At 68.3% G+C, this 17,444-nt stretch carries 17 protein-coding genes and 1 pseudogene; 6 read left to right on the forward strand and 12 right to left on the reverse strand.

The annotated features are described in order from the left end of the window. Positions 1 to 15 precede the first annotated feature (15 nt). A pseudogene (gene solA / locus ACSFBE_RS01945) lies at positions 16 to 1,200 on the reverse strand (N-methyl-L-tryptophan oxidase); the annotation flags it as partial. 98 nt (positions 1,201 to 1,298) lie between these two features. Next, positions 1,299 to 2,216, reverse strand: a complete 918-nt coding sequence (locus ACSFBE_RS01950; protein ID WP_435488680.1) for an aliphatic sulfonate ABC transporter substrate-binding protein — start codon at positions 2,214 to 2,216, stop codon at positions 1,299 to 1,301. A gap of 230 nt (positions 2,217 to 2,446) precedes the next feature. Between ACSFBE_RS01950 and ACSFBE_RS01955 the strand changes: the two genes are divergently transcribed. From ACSFBE_RS01955 to ACSFBE_RS01975, 5 genes are all read left to right on the forward strand, one after another. Further along, on the forward strand, positions 2,447 to 3,358 hold the full coding sequence (locus tag ACSFBE_RS01955) for a TauD/TfdA dioxygenase family protein (protein ID WP_435488681.1): 912 nt from the start codon (positions 2,447 to 2,449) through the stop codon (positions 3,356 to 3,358). 1 nt (position 3,359) lies between these two features. Further along, positions 3,360 to 4,370: an ABC transporter substrate-binding protein gene (locus tag ACSFBE_RS01960; protein ID WP_435488682.1), complete on the forward strand. Its 1,011-nt coding sequence runs from the start codon at positions 3,360 to 3,362 to the stop codon at positions 4,368 to 4,370. A gap of 64 nt (positions 4,371 to 4,434) precedes the next feature. Then, positions 4,435 to 5,379, forward strand: coding sequence for an ABC transporter substrate-binding protein (locus tag ACSFBE_RS01965; RefSeq protein ID WP_435488893.1), 945 nt, complete (start codon positions 4,435 to 4,437; stop codon positions 5,377 to 5,379). After that, positions 5,376 to 6,293: an ABC transporter ATP-binding protein gene (locus ACSFBE_RS01970; protein ID WP_435488683.1), complete on the forward strand. Its 918-nt coding sequence runs from the start codon at positions 5,376 to 5,378 to the stop codon at positions 6,291 to 6,293. The genes ACSFBE_RS01965 and ACSFBE_RS01970 overlap by 4 nt, the downstream gene beginning before the upstream one ends. Then, the gene (locus ACSFBE_RS01975) at positions 6,290 to 7,165 is read left to right on the forward strand and encodes an ABC transporter permease (protein ID WP_435488684.1); all 876 of its coding nucleotides are present in this window, start codon (positions 6,290 to 6,292) and stop codon (positions 7,163 to 7,165) included. Before ACSFBE_RS01970 ends, ACSFBE_RS01975 begins: the two co-directional genes overlap by 4 nt. A gap of 7 nt (positions 7,166 to 7,172) precedes the next feature. Here the strand turns inward: ACSFBE_RS01975 and ACSFBE_RS01980 are convergent, their stop codons facing one another. After that, positions 7,173 to 7,430, reverse strand: a complete 258-nt coding sequence (locus tag ACSFBE_RS01980) for a hypothetical protein (protein WP_435488685.1) — start codon at positions 7,428 to 7,430, stop codon at positions 7,173 to 7,175. Positions 7,431 to 7,692: 262 nt separating this feature from the next. On the opposite strand from ACSFBE_RS01980, the gene ACSFBE_RS01985 reads away from it, so the two are divergent. Continuing rightward, the gene (locus ACSFBE_RS01985; protein WP_435488686.1) at positions 7,693 to 8,691 is read left to right on the forward strand and encodes a ferritin-like domain-containing protein; all 999 of its coding nucleotides are present in this window, start codon (positions 7,693 to 7,695) and stop codon (positions 8,689 to 8,691) included. Between the two features lie 61 nt (positions 8,692 to 8,752). Here the strand turns inward: ACSFBE_RS01985 and ACSFBE_RS01990 are convergent, their stop codons facing one another. The 9 genes from ACSFBE_RS01990 to ACSFBE_RS02030 all read right to left on the reverse strand — a co-directional run bounded on the left by ACSFBE_RS01990 (position 8,753) and on the right by ACSFBE_RS02030 (position 17,412). Continuing rightward, entirely contained in the window at positions 8,753 to 10,921 is a 2,169-nt protein-coding gene (locus ACSFBE_RS01990) for a TonB-dependent receptor (RefSeq protein ID WP_435488687.1), read from the reverse strand. A 62-nt stretch (positions 10,922 to 10,983) separates the two neighbouring features. Further along, entirely contained in the window at positions 10,984 to 11,280 is a 297-nt protein-coding gene (locus tag ACSFBE_RS01995; RefSeq protein ID WP_435488688.1) for a DUF3325 domain-containing protein, read from the reverse strand. Next, complete coding sequence (locus ACSFBE_RS02000) at positions 11,277 to 12,926, reverse strand: PepSY-associated TM helix domain-containing protein (RefSeq protein WP_435488689.1); 1,650 nt, start codon at positions 12,924 to 12,926, stop codon at positions 11,277 to 11,279. Before ACSFBE_RS02000 ends, ACSFBE_RS01995 begins: the two co-directional genes overlap by 4 nt. Then, on the reverse strand, positions 12,923 to 13,222 hold the full coding sequence (locus ACSFBE_RS02005; protein ID WP_435488690.1) for a DUF3649 domain-containing protein: 300 nt from the start codon (positions 13,220 to 13,222) through the stop codon (positions 12,923 to 12,925). The genes ACSFBE_RS02000 and ACSFBE_RS02005 overlap by 4 nt, the downstream gene beginning before the upstream one ends. Continuing rightward, positions 13,219 to 13,935, reverse strand: coding sequence for a DUF4198 domain-containing protein (locus ACSFBE_RS02010; protein WP_435488691.1), 717 nt, complete (start codon positions 13,933 to 13,935; stop codon positions 13,219 to 13,221). Before ACSFBE_RS02010 ends, ACSFBE_RS02005 begins: the two co-directional genes overlap by 4 nt. A gap of 196 nt (positions 13,936 to 14,131) precedes the next feature. Further along, positions 14,132 to 14,842, reverse strand: coding sequence for an ABC transporter ATP-binding protein (locus tag ACSFBE_RS02015; RefSeq protein ID WP_435488692.1), 711 nt, complete (start codon positions 14,840 to 14,842; stop codon positions 14,132 to 14,134). After that, complete coding sequence (locus ACSFBE_RS02020; RefSeq protein ID WP_435488693.1) at positions 14,835 to 15,599, reverse strand: ABC transporter ATP-binding protein; 765 nt, start codon at positions 15,597 to 15,599, stop codon at positions 14,835 to 14,837. Before ACSFBE_RS02020 ends, ACSFBE_RS02015 begins: the two co-directional genes overlap by 8 nt. Beyond that, complete coding sequence (locus tag ACSFBE_RS02025; protein ID WP_435488694.1) at positions 15,596 to 16,555, reverse strand: branched-chain amino acid ABC transporter permease; 960 nt, start codon at positions 16,553 to 16,555, stop codon at positions 15,596 to 15,598. Before ACSFBE_RS02025 ends, ACSFBE_RS02020 begins: the two co-directional genes overlap by 4 nt. Beyond that, a complete protein-coding gene (locus ACSFBE_RS02030; RefSeq protein ID WP_435488695.1) occupies positions 16,552 to 17,412 on the reverse strand; it encodes a branched-chain amino acid ABC transporter permease in 861 nt (286 codons plus the stop codon). The genes ACSFBE_RS02025 and ACSFBE_RS02030 overlap by 4 nt, the downstream gene beginning before the upstream one ends. Positions 17,413 to 17,444: the final 32 nt, after the last annotated feature.

The following is a 17,444-nucleotide window of genomic DNA, read 5'->3' on the forward strand; positions in this document are numbered from 1 at the left end:
GCATTCGCTGCGCGCCTAGGCCGTCTGCGTCAGGCGCTGCCGCGCGAAGGCGCCGAGGTCGTGGCGCGTGCCGCGGCTCAGCACGCGCTCTGCGATGGCCTCGCCCAGGCCGGCCGAGTGCTTGAAGCCGTGGCCCGAACAGGCCGAGGCGATCAGCACGTTAGGTGCGCCGTCGAGCGCATCGACGACGAAGTTGCGATCGGGCGTCACGGTGTACATGCAGGCGCGCGCCTTCACCGCGCGGCCACCGATCTGCGGAAAGCGGCCTTCGACGCGGCTGCGGTACATCGCCTCGATCTCCGCCGCGCTCACCTCGCGATCCAGGGTGTCGGGCGTGGTCGTCTGCGCGTACTGCTCGGTCGCGACCTTGAGCACGGGCCGTGCGGTGTCCGCACCCGGAAAGCCGTACATGTAGTCTTCCTGCGCGTCGCCGAACATCCAGATGAAGATGGGAAAGCGCCCCGGCGCGAAGTCGGCCGCGGCGGCGCCGGTGTCGAACCAGTACATCACTTGTCGGTACACGCCGAAGTCGGCCTGCCAGTCGGCCCGTGCCTGCCGTCCCAGGAATGCGGGCAGCCAGGGCCCTGCGGCCACCACCACCTGGCCGGCGGTGAAGCGGCCGGCCTCGGTCTGCACCGCCACCGTGTCGCCATTGCCCAGGGGCTCCACCGCCAGCACGCGTTCGCCGTTGCGCACCGCGGCACCGGACGCCACCGCGGCCTCGAGCTGCGCGGCGATCGCTTCTTCGGGCCGCACGAAGCCGGCCTCGGGTTCGAAGTAGCCGAGCTCGTCGCCCTGCAGCGCGAACTGCGGGAAGCGCGCACGGATGGCTGCGGCGTCGAGCAGCTCGTGCGCGATGCCGAAGCGCTCGGCGCATGCGATGGTGCGGCGCAGGAAGTCGGGCTGGCCGTGGTGCGCGGCGACGCGGTCGCGCGGCGCGAGGATCAGTCCGCCGGTCTGGCTGAAGAGCTGGCGACCGGTGCGTGCTTCCAGCGCGCGCCAGATGAGGTGAGAGCGCTGCACCAGCGGCACGAAGGTGTCGCCTTCGCCCACCGCCAGCCGCGTGATGCGCGACTCGCCGTGCGACGAACCCAGGTCGTGCGGCGGCGTGTGCTGGTCGATGCCGAGCACCCGCGCACCGCGCTGCGCCAGTTGGTAGAGCGTCGCCGCGCCGAGTGCGCCGAGGCCGACGACGATCGCGTCGTAGTGAGAGTTGGTGTGGGTTACAGGAAATAGTGTGCGCGATCAGAGGATCGGCAGTTCGAGGAACGCGTCCTTCACCTCGATCGGCTTCGGGATCAGCTTGAGCTCGCGAAGACATCGGCCAGGCCCTGCTGTTCCTTCGCGATCTCCGGCGTCAGCGCCACCACGCCGTACTGGCGGCGCTCGGTGGCCAGCGCCAGCACCTTCGGGTCGACCTTGAGCTGCGGCGCGAGCGTCTCCACGACCTCCTTCGGATGGCCCTGTGCCCATTGGTTGACCTTGCGCAGTTCGGCGAAGACGGTGCGCAGCGTCTGCTGGTTGGCCCTGGCGTAGCCCGGCTGCGCGAAGTGGTAGGTGCGGTTGCCGCTCAAGCCGCTGCCGTCGAACAGCAGGCGTGAATCGGTCGCGATCTGCGCGCCGGCGAGGAAGGGGTCCCACAGGCCGATGGCGGCCACGCTGCCCGACTGGTAGGCGGCCACGGTGTCGGACGCCGTCACGATGTAGACCGGTTCGATGTCTTCGTAGCGCAGGCCGGCCGCCTGCAGCGCCTTGATGAGCACGTACTGCGTGTTGTAGCCGCGGCCGGTCACGACCTTCTTGCCCTGCAGGTCGCGCACCGTGCGGATGGGCGAATCCTTCGGCACCAGGAAGCCGACGCCAGCCGGGTAGGGACTTTCTGCCGCCAGGTACACCAGTCCCTTGCCGCTGGCCTGCTGGAAGATGCCGATGCCGTCCGACGCATGGCCGAAGTCGATGGCGTTGGCCGCCAGGGCTTCGGACAGCTGGCTGCCGCCGAGGAACTCCTTCCACTCGACCGTCACGCCCGCCGGCGCCAGTGCCTTCTCGAGCTGACCCGTGCCCTTGAGGATGTTGAGCGTGTTGAACTTCTGGTAGCCGATGCGGATGACCCGGGGTGCGGCCTGCGCCAGCAGCGGGCCGACGACGAACGCGGCGGTGGCGGCAGCGCCGACGTGGAGCAGGGCGCGGCGGCGCGGCGATGGAATCGAATGCATGAAAGAGCGTCCTCGTGAATGAAAGGCGCTGCGAGGCTAGGGTGCGGGGCGCGCCGGCACCACGATGCCTTTCGCATGAGCTCATGCGCAAACAAGAGAGGGCCGTGGGCACGCATCCACAGACGTTTCTTGCATAAGCAAGCAACGAATGCGTCGTTCCTTGTTGGATGCGTCTTCCCTAGAGTCGCCCTTCTGCCAGGCCGTGGGCCGTGGCGACTCCTTCCCATTCCATGACCGAAGCCACCCTTTCCCGCAGCGCCTTGCCCACCGCATGGCGCGACGCGCCGAGCCAGAACTTCGAGGTCCGCCCCTTCGACGCCCCCGTGGGTGCCGAAGTCGTCGGCCTCGACATCGCCAAGCCCATCAACGACGCCGACTTCGCGCGGCTGCACCGTGCGCACCTCGACCACCACGTGGTGGTGTTCCGCGACCAGCGCGTGTCGCCTGACGACCATGTGGCCTTCAGCCGCCGCTTCGGCCCGCTGCAGATCCACGTGTTGCACCAGTTCCAGCTCGAGGGCCACCCCGAGGTACTGATCGTCTCCAACATCAAGGAAAACGGCGAGCCGATCGGCCTGGGCGATGCGGGCGTGTACTGGCACTCGGACCTGTCGTACAAGGAAATCCCCAGCCTCGGCTCGCTGCTGCATGCGCAGGAGCTGCCGAGCGAAGGCGGCGACACGCTGTTCGCCGACCAGCACCTGGCTTTCGAGACGCTGCCCGAGGCGCTCAAGCAGCGCATCCTGCCGCTGAAGGCCGAGCACAGCTACCTCGCGAAATACGAGGAGCTGCGCGCCAAGAACCCGTGGCGGCCCCAGCTGTCGCAAGCGCAGATCGACCAGGTCGCGCCGGCGGTGCAGCCGGTGGTGCGCACCCATCCGGAGACCGATCGCAAGGCGCTGTTCGTCAGCGAGCATTTCACGACCCGCATCGTCGGCCTGCCGCAGGCCGAGGGCGACGCGCTGCTGGCCGAACTCTTCGCGCACAGCGTCAAACCCGAGTTCGTGTATCGCCACCGATGGAAGCCGCACGACCTGGTGTTCTGGGACAACCGCTCGCTCATGCACCTGGCTGCCGGCACGCCCGACCACCTCCGTAGAAAACTGTTCCGAACCACCATCGAAGGCGATCTCCCTTTTTGACATGAACAAGCTTTATCGCAAGACCGCCGCGACCCTCGCCGGCCTGGGCCTCGCCCTCTCCAGCCTCGCGGCGCATGCCGAAGGGCAGATCCGCATCGCCGAGCAATTCGGCATCGTCTACCTGCTGCTCAACGTCGCGCAGGACCAGAAGCTGATCGAGAAGCACGCCAAGGCGGCGGGCGTCGACGCCAAGGTCGAATGGGTCAAGCTCTCGGGCGGCTCGGCCGTCAACGACGCGCTGCTCTCGGGCAACATCGAGATCGCCGGTGCCGGCGTCGGCCCGTTGCTCACGCTGTGGGACCGCACCAAGGGCCGCCAGAACGTGAAGGGCGTGGCCTCGCTCGGCAACTTCCCGTACTACCTCATCAGCAACAACCCGGCCGTGAAGACGATCGCCGACTTCACCGAGAAGGACCGCATCGCCGTGCCGGCCGTCGGCGTGTCGGTGCAGTCGCGCGTGCTGCAGCTGGCGTCGGCCAAGCTGTGGGGCGACAAGGAATTCGCCAGGCTCGACAAGATCAGCGTGGCGGTGCCGCACCCCGATGCGGCTGCGGCCATCATCAAGGGCGGCACCGAGATCACCGGCCACTTCGGCAACCCGCCGTTCCAGGAGCAGGAGCTCGCCGGCAACCCGCAGGCGCGCATCGTGCTGAACTCCTACCAGGTGCTGGGCGGCCCGGCCTCGGCCACGGTGCTCTACGCGACGGAGAAATTTCGCGCCGAGAACCCGAAGACCTACCAGGCCTTCGTCGAGGCGCTGAACGAAGCGGCGCAGTTCGTCACCGCCAACCCCGAGAAGGCCGCCGATATCTACATCAAGGTGAGCAACGCGAAGATCGACCGCGAGCTGCTGCTGAAGATCATCAAGAACGCCGAAGTGCAGTTCAAGACCACGCCGCAGAACACCTACCAGCTGGCCGAGTTCATGCACCGCGTGGGCGCCATCAAGAACAAGGCTGGCTCGGTGAAGGACTACTTCTTCGACGATGCGCAGAACGCGCTGGGGAACTGACATGGCGGTCCGTTTTCTGAAGGGCGCCGTGGCCGCCCTCGTCGCCGCCGTGGCGCTGCAAGGCATGGCGCATGCCGAAGGCAAGATCAGCATTGCGCAGCAGTTCGGCATCGGCTACCTGCTGCTCGACGTGGTGCGCGACCAGCAGCTCATCGAGAAGTACGGCAAGCAGCAGGGCGTGAACGTGCAGGTCGAATGGGCGAGCATCTCCGGCGCGACCGCGATGAACGAGGCGCTGCTGGCCGGTGCGCTCGATGTGGTGTCGGCCGGCGTGCCGCCGATGCTCACGATGTGGGACCGCACCAAGGGCAAGCAGAACGTGAAGGCGGTGGCCGCACTCGGCTCGCTGCCCAACTACCTCCTGAGCAACAGCCCGCGCGTGAAGACGCTCAAGGACCTGGGCGAGAAGGACCGCATCGCGGTGCCGGCCGCGGGCGTCGGCTTCCAGTCGCGCACGCTGCAGATCGAGACCGCCAAGCAGTTCGGCAAGGACGACTTCAAGCGCTTCGACACCATCTCGGTCAGCCTGCCGCATCCGGAAGCGACCGCCGCGCTGATCGCGGGTGGCTCCGAGATCAACACGCACTTCTCGAGCGCGCCCTTCTATTACCAGGCGCTGGATGCGAACAAGGCGATCCACAAGGTCATCAGCAGCTACGACATCCTCGGCGGGCCGGCGACCTTCAACGTGCTCTACACGACGCAGAAGTTCCACGACGAGAACCCGAAGACCTACAAGGCTTTCTATGCGGCGCTGGTCGAGGCGGCGCAGATCGTGAAGGCCGACAAGGCCAAGGCGGCCGACATCTTCATCCGCGTGCAGAAGTCGAAGCTCTCGCCCGAACTGGTGCGGCGCATCATCGAAGACCCGGAGAACGACTTCACCGTGTCGCCGCATCGCAGCTACGTGTATGCCGACGAGTTGCACAAACTCGGCGTGCTGAAGAACAAGGCGGTGTCGTGGAAGGACTACTTCTTCGACGAGGCCTACGCGCAGCCGGGGTCATGATGTCCTCCCCCAGTCTTCGCGCACTGCGTGTCGCTCCGCCGACCCCCTCGCCGGGCGCAATACCGGCGGTCCGGCAAAGCCGGTCCCGCGCTGTTCCTGGCCCGAATGCTCCCGCTGCAGAGGTCGACGCGGGTGCGGGTGCGCTGCTCCAGGTCGATGGTGTGAGCCTCGAGTACCGCACGCCCGAGCGCGTGGTGCGCGCCACGCACCGTGTGAGCTTCGACGTGCACGCGGCCGACCGCTTCGTGCTGCTGGGGCCGTCCGGCTGCGGCAAGTCGACGCTGCTGAAGGCGGTGGGCGGCTTCATCGCGCCGGTGGAAGGCGAGATCCGGCTCGACGGGCACCGCGTGCGCGGGCCGGGGCCGGACCGCATCGTCGTGTTCCAGGAATTCGACCAGCTGCCGCCGTGGAAGACGGTCAAGCAGAACGTGATGTTCCCGCTGCTCGCCTCGAAGACGCTGGGCCGCAAGGAGGCGGAGGAGCGCGCGCTGCACTACCTGGCCAAGGTCGGCCTCGACAAGTTCGCCGATGTGCATCCGCATCAGCTGTCGGGCGGCATGAAGCAGCGTGTGGCCATCGCCCGTGCGCTGGCGATGCAGCCGCGCGTGCTGTTGATGGACGAGCCCTTCGCCGCGCTCGACGCGCTCACGCGCCGCAAGATGCAGGAAGAGCTGCTCGAACTGTGGGACGAGGTGCGCTTCACGCTGCTCTTCGTCACGCACTCGATCGAAGAAGCACTGGTGGTGGGCAACCGCATCGCGCTGCTGTCGCCGCATCCGGGCCGCATGCGCGCCGAGATCAACAGCCACGACTTCGGGCTCGCCAGCCTCGGCGGCGCCGAGTTCCAGGCCACGGCCACGCGCATCCACGACATGCTGTTCGAGGAAGAAGTCGAAGGAGTCACGGCACCATGAGCGATGCATTGACGCCGCCGGTCCGGCCCGAGTACGAACGCCGGCTCGAGCCCTTCACCGAGTTGCCGGTCGAGCGTGCGCTGCCCTTCGCGACGCGCCTGTGGTCGCAGGGCTGGTTGCGCAAGGGCGTGATCCTCGTGGTGCTGGCCGTGCTGTGGGAACTGGCCGCGCGCTGGCAGGACAACGATCTGCTGCTGCCCACTTTCACCGCCACTGCGAAGGCGCTGGTCGAGGGGCTGGCCAGCGGCGAGCTGGTCGAGAAGGTGCGCATCTCGCTGGCGGTGCTGCTGCAGGGCTACTTTGCCGGCGTGCTGCTGGCGTTCGGCCTCACGACGCTGGCGGTGTCGACCCAGATCGGGCGTGACCTGCTGGACACGCTCACCTCGATGTTCAACCCGCTGCCGGCCATCGCGCTGTTGCCGCTGGCCTTGCTGTGGTTCGGCCTCGGGCGCGGCAGCCTGGTCTTCGTGCTGATCCATTCGGTGCTGTGGCCGCTGGCGCTCAACACCTACGCCGGCTTCCAGGGTGTGCCCGAAACGCTGCGCATGGCAGGCCGGAACTACGGCCTGCGCGGCTTGCGTTACGTGCTGCAGATCCTCGTGCCCGCGGCGTTGCCGGCCATCCTCTCCGGGCTGAAGATCGGCTGGGCCTTCGCCTGGCGCACGCTGATCGCCGCCGAACTGGTGTTCGGCGCTTCGTCCGGCAAGGGTGGCCTGGGCTGGTACATCTTCCAGAACCGAAACGAGCTCTATACCGACCGCGTTTTCGCCGGCCTGGCGATGGTTGTGCTGATCGGCCTGGCGGTCGAAAGCTTCGGCTTCGCCACGCTCGAACGGCTGACGGTGCGGCGCTGGGGCCAGCAGCGCGTCTAGCCTTCGGTCAGCGTCGCGCGCCGGTGCCGGTGAACGCGCGCACCAGGCGCTGAAGTCCGCCGCGGCCGCTGGCGGCGCGGCCCAGCAGTGCCGTGCCCACCGCCCCGGCCACCGTGCGGCCCAGGAAGGAACGGCCGCGACCAGCCACCAGCAGCAACAGCAGGCCGGCGCCCATCACCGCCCAGTGCTCGCCCGGAAGGTCGGGGCGCTGGTCGTCGGCTTGGCGGGCTTTGTGAAGCCAGGATTTCGCGTCGTTGTTGTCCATGGTCGATTCCTTTTCGATGCATTGTTGGCAGGCTTCCATGGATACCTGTGCGCAAGGCGCGGTGCGTGTAGTCCAGGCCCTGCGTTGCGCGAGGCGACGCACCGCAGGGCACGCAGGCGATGCCCTACACGCAGCGTCTGGCCGGGCTGACCCGCGAGCCGATGCCGCGGCCCACCATGGACTCGTCACTTCAGCGCACCGGGCCGCGAACGCTCCCGTTCGATCCGGTGATCTCCAACTCTCTGATGCAAGGAGCCACACCATGGCCAAGGAAAAAGACTTCACGACAAACGACGCGAACCGCGACCCGATCACCGGCACGCCGGGGGCGCACCCGGTCGGGACCGGTGTGGGCGCCGCAGGCGGCGCCGTGGCAGGCGCTGTTGCAGGCTCGGTGGCCGGCCCGGTGGGCACGGTGGTGGGCCTGGTGGCCGGTGGTCTGGCGGGCGGCCTGGGCGGCAAGGCGGTCGCCGAAAGCGTGAACCCCACGGCAGAGGACGCCCACTGGCGTTCGAGCTACGACCGCGAGAGCTACTACGAGCCGGGCCGAAGCTACGACGACTACGCGCCGGCCTACGAGTTGGGCTGGTCGAGCCGCGCCGCGCGCAACGACAGCTTCGACACGCTCGAGCCCACGCTGGCCGACGAGTGGGCCACGCGCCGAGGCAACTCGACGCTCGACTGGCCGCAAGCCCGGCAGGCATCGCGCGCGGCCTGGGACCGTGCCGACCGGACGTATTTCGGCGAGGCTGCCGTGATGGCGCCGCGCACCCCCGCGTACGGCGCCGATGAAACGACGGGCGACCCGCTGTCGCATGACGATGTGGTGGATGTGCTCAACGACCTGATCGAGAACTCGCACGACGGCGAGTACGGCTTCCGCACCTGCGCGGAAGAGGTCGAAAGCGCCAACCTGAAGCAGGTGTTCTCGGAGCGTGCGGCGGATTGCCGCGTCGCGGCGGACGAACTCGCGCAACTCGTCACGCAGTACGGCGGCACGCCGGCCGACGGCGGAACGGCGGGCGGGGCCATGCATCGCGGCTGGGTGCATGTGAAGGGCACGGTGGGCGCGAACAGCGAGGTGTCGATCCTCAACGAGTGCGAGCGTGGGGAAGATGCCGCGCTGGCGCGCTATCGCAAGGCGCTCAAGCAGGCGCTGCCTGGCGACGTTCGGGCCGTGGTCGAGCGCCAGGCGCAGGGCGCGCAGCGCAACCACGACCAGATCAAGATGCTGCGCGACCAGGCCCGCGCCCGCAGCTGAAGCCGCTCCCGCCAAAAGAAAAGCCGCCCACGGGCGGCTTTTCTTTTGGCGGGAGCGCTTTCTAGAAGTCGATCTGGGCCGACAGCATCAGTGTGCGCGGGGCGCCGACGGTGACGTAGGTGCTGGTCACCCAGTAGGCCTTGTCGGCGACGTTTTCCAGGTTGGCGCGGAAGACCACGGCCTTCCCGGCCACGGTCGTTGCATAGCGTGCGCCCAGGTCCACGCGCGTCCAGCTCGGCATGCGCAGGAGGTTGGCGGCGTCGTAGTACGTCGACGACGTGTTGATCACACGGCCGTTCAGGCTCAGCCCCGGCACCCACGGCATGTCCCAATCCAGTCCCACGTTGAAAGTGCGGTCCGGCACGCCGTTGGCGTCGTTGCCCTGGTTCACCCCCCCCTGGGTTCTGGTGAGCTTGGCGTCGTTGAACGATGCGCTCGCCATGGCACGCAGGCCGCGCTGGATCTCGCCGTACAGGGTCAGCTCCAGACCGCGGTTGCGCTGCTCGCCGCCGAAGCTGTAGATCTGCGTGACCGGATCGGTCGTGGCGTTGGGCCGGGTGATCTGGTAGAGGGCGGCCTGGGTGGTCAGCGTGCCCCAGTCTGCCTTGACGCCGACCTCGTACTGCTTGGACTTCTGCGGCGCGAAGACTTCGCCGCGATTGGCCGCCGTCGGGCCGGCAGTGCCGCCGACCGTCAGGCCGGCGGTGTAGTTGCCGTACACCGAGATGTTCTGCTGGGGCTTGAACACCAGGCCGACCAGCGGCGTGACGGCGCTGGCGTCATACGCGGTGGAGCCGTTCACGCTCTTCTGGTTGATGGTCTGGTCGCGCAGGCCCAGCGTCACCAGGAAGCGATCGCTGAAGAAGGACATCGTGTCCGCGACTGCAATGCTGGAGTGCACCAGTTCGGCCGTCTTGCTCGGCTCGCCGCGTGCAAAGTTGATTGCCGGCAGGGGCGACGGGTTGTAGAGGTTCGACGCGGCGCGTGCGGTGGTCAACTGGTAGAAATAGCCGGTCTCCCGATCCATGCGGTTCGCGGCCAGCACCACCGTGTGGCCGATGCTGCCCGTCTTGAAGCGCGTGCGCAGGCCGACCTCGGCGGACGTCGTCTTGTTGTATTCGTCGTAGTAGCCGTTGTTGACCGAGAAGTTGCCCTGCGTGTTGGGGCGCAGGTCGACGGGGCGCGTGACGGCGGTGGGGAAGTTCTGATCGGTCGACACGTCGCTGTAGCCCACGCCGCCATAGACCGTGGTGTTGTCGCTGATGTCGTATTCGAGGCGCGACATCACGGTCTTGGCCTTGTCCGTCATGTCCGCACCGGGATAGAAGCTCGACCGGTTGTCCGGCACTTCCGGAACCTGTGTGATGCCGCCGCGGAAAGCGATCTGCGGACGGAACTCGGTCGTCTTGCCGCTGGTGGTGAGCGCATCCAGCGACCAGCGCAGGCGGCTGCCCGCGTAGTCGACACCCAGCGACCCCAGGCCGAGGCGCTGGCGGCCGCCGTCGACATTGCCTTCGCCGTTGCGCCACACGCCGTTGGCGCGCACCCCCCACTGGTTGTCCTCGCCGAAGCGGCGGCCCACGTCCAGGTGCGTGCCGAACTGGGCATCGCTCATGTAGGTGGTGGTCAGGCGCGTGAGTGGCTTGTCGTCGGCACGCTTGGTCACCACGTTGATGCTGCCGCCGATGCTGCCCGAAGGGCCCACGCCGTTGGTGAACGAGCCCGGGCCCTTGAGCACTTCGACGCGCTCGATCATCTCCAGCGGCACGCGGGTGGCCGGGGACAGGCCGACCAAGCCGTTCATGCTGACGTCCCGGGAGTTGATGGAAAAACCGCGGACCTGGAAGTCGTCGCCGTAGCCGCCGCGGGCCGCCAGGGTGCGGACGGAGGCATCGTTCATGACCACGTCTGCGATCGTGAGCGCCTGCTGGTTGTCGATCAGCTCCGACGTGTAGTTGGTGGTGCTGAACGGCACGTTCATCAGATCGGTGATGCCCAGGATGCCGAGGCTGCCGCCCCGCGCGAACTGGCCGCCCGAATAGGTCTTTTGCAAGCCGCCGATGGCTTCGGTCTGGTCGGAGACAACGACTTCCTGCAGGGTGGTGCCGGTGGTCGTCTGCGCGCTCACGCCCGCGGCGAGCAGGGCGAGCGATGCGCCCAGGCATTGGCGCATTCGGTGTGCGAGCGGCTTGGCAGCGAAGCGGGTGGCTGCGGGGGTCGAAGGATGCATGGGTGGGGACGAAAGAAAAAGACGAAGAAAAAAACCGGCAATGCCGGGAGGGTGCGGAGAACTCATCGCCGGGCGGGCCGGCGGGATCGCGTCCGCTCGATGGCGACCAGCGCCCCGAAGACGAGGCCGGCGCCCAGGCTGGTGTGGCCGCTGAAACTCACCAGGCCCACGGCCCAGCCCTGCGCCTTCACGCTGGCCACGAGTGCCACCAGCAGCGCGGCCCAGCCGGCTACGCGCACTGCGCGGGTCGTCGTGGATGGCAGTGCGTGACCGAACAGGTCTTCCTGATGGCGTTCCATGGCGAGCGCGAGCGCCGCGAAGCCCAGGGTGCTGAAGAGGAAGACGGTCAGATGCGTCATGCGCGCTCTCCGGCCGACGACGGCGTGGTGCGAAGTGGGGCGGCCCGGCGCGCGGCCCGCACCTTGGGGCTGTGCCGCGCCGTACGGACCGCCAGCATCGCGTGCAGCGCGGCCAGGGCCCACAGCATCAGGTCGACACCTGCGAAGACCCAGTCGCCTTCGGCCAGGCTGCGCCACAGGGGGCGATGGGTTGTGAACACGTTGAGCAGCGGCAGCAGCGCGAGCGCCGCGGTGGCCAGCCAGAGCTGTTCCAGCCACGCCTGCTTTGCCGGGCGCAGCACCGCGTGGATGCACATCAGGCCCCAGACGATGAAGAAGGTGTGGATCTCCCAGGCGCTGCGTTCGGGCAGGTCGCTCGGCAGCAGGCGGTTGGCCCACAGCATGCCGGCCATCGCGATGGAGAGGCCGGCGATGGCGGCGATGTTCAGCCGCTCGACGATGCGGAAGCCAAGGTAGGGCTTCTCGGGGTTTGGCAATTTCTGTCGGCGCTTGACGGTCCACAGGACGAGCCCGGTGCCCACCATGGCCGTGCCTGCGAGGCTGACGAGGAAGTAGAGCCAGCGCGTCACGCCGTCGCCGAAGCGGCCCAGGTGCAGCGCGTACATCACACCGCGCGTTTCGGCCGCGGGGCCGACGCGGTCCTTGGTCTCCAGCAGCTTGCCGGTGCTGCCCTCGAAGAGCATGTACTGCGGACTCACCGACGCGCGGCCGGCGTCGCCGCGCGACACGCTCACGCGGGCCGCGGCATCGCCGCCGTTCGTGACCGTCACGCGGTTGATGTTGTCGTGACCCCAGCGTGCCTGCGCCTGCCGCACCATGTCTTCCACCGGGGCCAGCGCGGCCTTCCGCCCGCTCGGCTTGCCCGGCTGGATGAAGGCGCTGAGCTCGGCCGTGAGCTGCTGCCGCTCGGCCGGCGTCTTGAAGGCCGTCTGGCCGCCCCAGGGCATGTACAGGGCCATGAGCGTCACCAGGCCGGTGTACGTGATCATGGCGTGGAAGGGCAGGCCGAACACCGACAGTGCGTTGTGCGCGTCGAGCCACGAGCGCTGGCCCTTGCCCCATCGGAAGGTGAAGAAGTCGACGAAGATCTTCTTGTGCGTGATCACGCCGCTGACGATGGCCACCAGCATGAACATCGCGCAGAAGCCGGCCAGCCAGCGGCCCCACAGCACCGGCATGTAGTGGAACTGGAAGTGGAAGCGGTAGAAGAACTCGCCGCCCGAGGTTTCGCGCGAGGCCACTTTGTGGCCGGTGGCGGGGTCGAAGGTCGCGCTCTGGAAGGCACGCCGGCCCTCAGCGCCGGGCGCGCGCCAGAAGGCGCTCGCGACGTTGTTGCGTGCGTCGGGCACGCCGACGCTCCACTGCGTGCTGCCGGGCGCGGTCGCCTGGAGTTCGTCGACGATGCGCCGGGCCACCCCGGCGGGGTCGGGCACCTCGGCCTGGTGCTGCAGCTCGGGCCGCATCCACTGCGAGAGTTCGTCCTTGAAGTAGCTCACCGTGCCGGTGAGGAACATGGCGTAGAGGAACCAGCCCGTCAGCAGGCCCGCCCAGATGTGCAGGTCCGACATGGTCTGGCGGATGCCCCGCGCCTTGGGTTCGGTCTTGGCCTCGCGCGCCGTCGAAGGCAGGTCGTCGTCGGTGCTCACGCGGCGGCGCCTCCGGCCCACACGGACCAGGCCGCGAGCAGCAATGGCACGGCCGCAATCAGCAGCCCGGCCCAGGCGCGCCGCGCGCTGCGCACCGCAAACACCCAGACCACCGCGCTGGCATAGATCGCGAAGCTCGCGAGCGCGCCGGTGATGACCGCCTGGGTCTTGTCCATCGGCAGCGCAAGCGCGGCGACGCTGCCCAGCGCGGCCAGCCCATAGCCGCCAAACACGGCGGCGACGATGCGCGAGAGGAGCGGGCCCACGCGGCGGGCCCGGTCGAGAACGGCGATCACTTGTTGGGCGGGGCGGCCGGTCCTGCGGGGATCGGGGCGACGCCGTCGGCCTTGACGTAGGTGAGGGTGGTGACGTAGCTCACGCCGTCGTACTTGTCGGCGCCGCGTTCGCCGGGGGTGCGGTCGGTGTGGCTCGCTTCGGCCACGTAGATGCCTTGCCAAGGCATGTCGAACTTCACGACGCCTTGCGCGTCGGTGCGGCCTTCCTTGGCCCAGCCCGATTGCGTGACCAGCGAGACCTTGGTCTTGGGCAGAGGCTGGCCCTTGAGGAAGAGCTTGAATTCGCCCGGCGTGCCGGTGGGCACGATGTCGAAGGCCAGCTTCGGCGCCTGCGCCGCGAAGCCGGTGATCAGCCGCGCGCCCGGGCGGTACCAGTTCTTCACTTCCTTCTCGCCCTGCTTCATGGAAAACAGCGGATAGCTGGCGTCTTCGGCCACGATGGTCTCGCCCTGGCCGGCCTGGAAGGGCAGCGTGAAGCCGTCGCCGGTCTTGGTCGCGTCGCCGACCTTCTCGCTCTGGGCCGACATCAGTGTGCCGGTCGGCTTGACGAACTTGTCCAGCAGGCCGGGCGATGCCTCGCGCAGGTTGTCGCCGAATTCGCCGAAGCGGATCACGGCGCTCTGGCCAGCGGGTTGTTCGAGCCAGATCTGGTGGGCTTGCGCGGCGGTGGCGAAGCCCAGCAGGGCGAAGACGGCGGTGAGTGTGTGCTTCATGAAAGTGTGTTGTCAGAGGTCGGTCGACGCCGACAGCGCCTGCGTGCGCCATGCGCCGGTGAGGCGTTCAGCGCTCCGGCCACAGAAAAGAATGCGAACCGTTCGCATTCTAATTCCACAAAAAGTCACAGTTCGACAATGTCCGGCGGGCCGAGCCGGTCATTGCGCGGGCGCCTCGGTCAAGCCGAGGGTGGGTTCAGGCAGCGATGCCGACGCCCAGCAATCCGTCGAGCAGTGCCGCGTCGGCGGCCAGCGCGGCACTGGTGCTGGCGTGCACGACGGTGCCGCGTTCGAGCACGATGGCCTGGTGCGTCATCTCGAGCGCCAGCACCGGGTGCTGTTCGACCACGATCGACGCCAGGCCCTCGCCCTCGCACAGGCGGCGAATCGATGCGGCGAGCTCTTCCACGATGATCGGCGCGAGGCCTTCCATCGGTTCGTCGAGCAGCAGCAGCCGCGGGTTGGTCATGAGCGCGCGGCCGATGGCTAGCATCTGCTGCTCGCCGCCCGACAGCTGGTTGCCGTAGTTGCCGCGTCGTTCGCGCAGCCGCGGGAAGAAACCGTAGACGCGCTGCAGGTCCCACGGGCCGGGGCGGGCGACCACGCCGAGGTTCTCTTCGACCGTGAGCGAGGGGAACACCTCGCGCTCCTGCGGCACCCAGCCCAGGCCGGAGCGCACGCGGCGGTGCGCCGGCCAGCGCGTGATGTCATCGCCGCGCCAGCGGATGGCACCCTGCGTCACGCGGGTGTTGCCCATCAGCGTTTCGAGCAGCGTGGTCTTGCCGACGCCGTTGCGCCCGAGCACGGCGAGGCTCTGTCCCTCGGCCAGCGTGAAGCCCAGGCGATGCAGCACGACGGCGTTGCCGTAGCCGGCGACGACGTTGTCGAAAGCGAGCAGCTCAGCCATGGGCGACCCCTGCATGGGCGTGGCCCAGGTACACCTCGCGCACGCGCGGGTCGACGCCGATCTCGGCGGGCGTGCCCTCGGTCAGGATCTGGCCGGCCACCAGCACCGAGATGCGGCGCGAGAAACGGAAGACGAGTTTCATGTCGTGTTCGATGAACAGCACGCTGATGTCCTGCGGCAGTTCGGCGATGGCTTCGAAGAGTTCGCCGCTCTCGTCCTCGGGCACGCCGGCCGCGGGTTCGTCGAGCAGCAGGATGCGCGGCCGCGCCGCCATGGCGAGGGCGATCTCCAGCAGCCGCTGCTTGCCGTAGGCCAGCTCGGCCACCGGCACGTCGGCCAGCGCGTCGAGCTTCAGCCGGCCGAGCAGCGCATGCGCTTCGTCGAACAGCGCCGTGTGCCGCACGAGCGGCCGCCACCACACCGCGCCCAGGCCTTCGCGCTCGCTGATGGCGAGCACCACCGACAGCAGCGGCGTGAGGCTGGGGAACAGCGTGTTGATCTGGAAGGTGCGCGCCAGGCCCATGCGGGCGCGGCGGTCGGCGGCGAAGGCGGTGATGTCCTGGTCGTCCATCTCGATGCGCCCGGCGGTCGGCTTGATCACGCCGGTCAGCAGGTTGATGAGCGTGGTCTTGCCGGCACCGTTGGGCCCGATCAGCGCCTGGCGTGCGCCGGGCTCGAGCGACAAGTGCACGTCGTTCACCGCCTGGAAGGCGCCGAAGCGCACGCCCAGGCCGTGGGTCTGCAGGGCCGCCTTCATGGCGCACTCCGCTTCGCAAGGCGCGACAGCGCACCCATGATGCCGCCGCGCCCGACCATGACGGCCGCGATCAGGAAGATGCCGAGCCAGAACATCCAGTACTCCGGGTTGAGGTCGGCGAAGGCGTCGTGCACGAGCATGTAGACCAGTGCGCCGATCATCCCGCCGTAGAGCCGGCCGGTGCCACCCAGCACCAGGATGATCAGCACCTCGGCCGAGCGGTTGAAGCCGATCGACTCGATGCCGACGAACTGCGTGGTCTGCGCCAGCAGCGCACCGGCCACGCCGGCCACCGCGGCCGATAGCGCATAGGCCATGCGCAGGCGCGATTCCACCGGCGAGCCGATCGCCAGCATGCGCTTGCGGCTGTCGTGGATGCCACGCAGCGCCAGGCCGAAAGGCGAACGCAGGATCAGCCGCACGCCCAGGAACATCACCAGCACCACGCCGAAGGCGTAGAGAAAGGCGGTCTTGCCGTAGAGGTCGAAGTCGAACAACCCGAGCACCGGCCACATCGCCATGCCCTGCAGGCCATCGGTGCCGCCGGTGATGCCCGACAGGCGGTTGGCGAGTTCGGCCAGCAGCACGCACACGCCGATGGTGATCATCAGCCGCGTGAGGTCGGCGCCGCGCACCACCAGGTAGCTCAGCAGGTAGCCCAGCGCCGCGCAGACGACCAGCGCCAGCAGCAGCCCGGTGAAGGGTTCGCCCCAGCCGTGCTTGGCGAGCAGGCCCGCCGCGTACGCACCGGCGCCGAAGAAGGCGGCGTGGCCGACGGTGAGGATGCCGGCATAGCCGAGCGCCATGTCGAGCGACACCGCGAACAGGCCGAAGATGAGTATCTGGCTCATCAGCGTGAGCTTGTCCGGCAGCAGGAAGAAGCAGGACGCGAGCGCGAGCCAGAAGGCGACCTCGACCCAGCGCAGCCGCTGCGGAGAAAGGGTGATGCGCGTCATGCGATGCCTTTGCGCGGAATGATGCCGTTGGGCCGCAGCAGCAGCATGACGATCATCACGACATAGATGAGGAAGGCGCCGGCTTCGGGCCAGTAGTACTTGCCGGCCATGTCGACGATGCCGACCAGCAGCGCCGCGACGAAGGGGCCGGTGATGGTGCCGGCACCGCCGACGCACACCACGATCAGGAAGTACACCAGGTACTTGAGCGGGAACGACGGCTCCAGCCCGAGCATGCCCAGGCTGAGCGCGCCGCCCAGGCCCGCCAGGCCGCAGCCCAGCGAGAAGGTCAGGAAGAACAGCCGCTGCACGTGGATGCCGGTGCCGGCGGCCACGCGCTGGTTGTCGACCGCGGCGCGCACCATGGCGCCGTAGCGCGTCTTGCCGATGCCCAGCAGCAGCACGGCCAGCACGAGCACGCCGCAGACGATGAGGAAGAGCCGGTAGCGGCCGACCTCGAGCCCGCCGAGCGACACACGTCCGTCGAGCAGCGGCGGCAGCTGGAAGGGCTGCATCGTCGGACCGAAGAAGTAGGTGAAGACGGCGATCGAGACGAACACGATGCCGATCGACAACAGCACCTGGTCGAGCGGGTGCGCCTTGTAGAGCCGCCGGTAGAACACGAGCTCCAGCACCGCGCCGATCAGCGCCGCGGCGACGAAGGCCGCGGCCAGCGCCGGGAAGAAGCCCACGCCGTAGCGGCTCATCAGCACGCTCGCGGCATAGCCGCCGACCATCGCGAATGTGCCATGGGCGAGGTTGACGAAGTTCATCAGGCCCATCGTGATGGACAGGCCCACCGCGATGAGGAAGAGGAGCATGCCGTAGGCCACGCCGTCGAAAATCACAATGCCCATGGGTGTCCCGTTGTCGGCTGCGCGCCGCGATG

The sequence above is a fragment of the Variovorax sucrosi genome (assembly GCF_051216635.1).
GTDB lineage: Bacteria > Pseudomonadota > Gammaproteobacteria > Burkholderiales > Burkholderiaceae_C > Variovorax.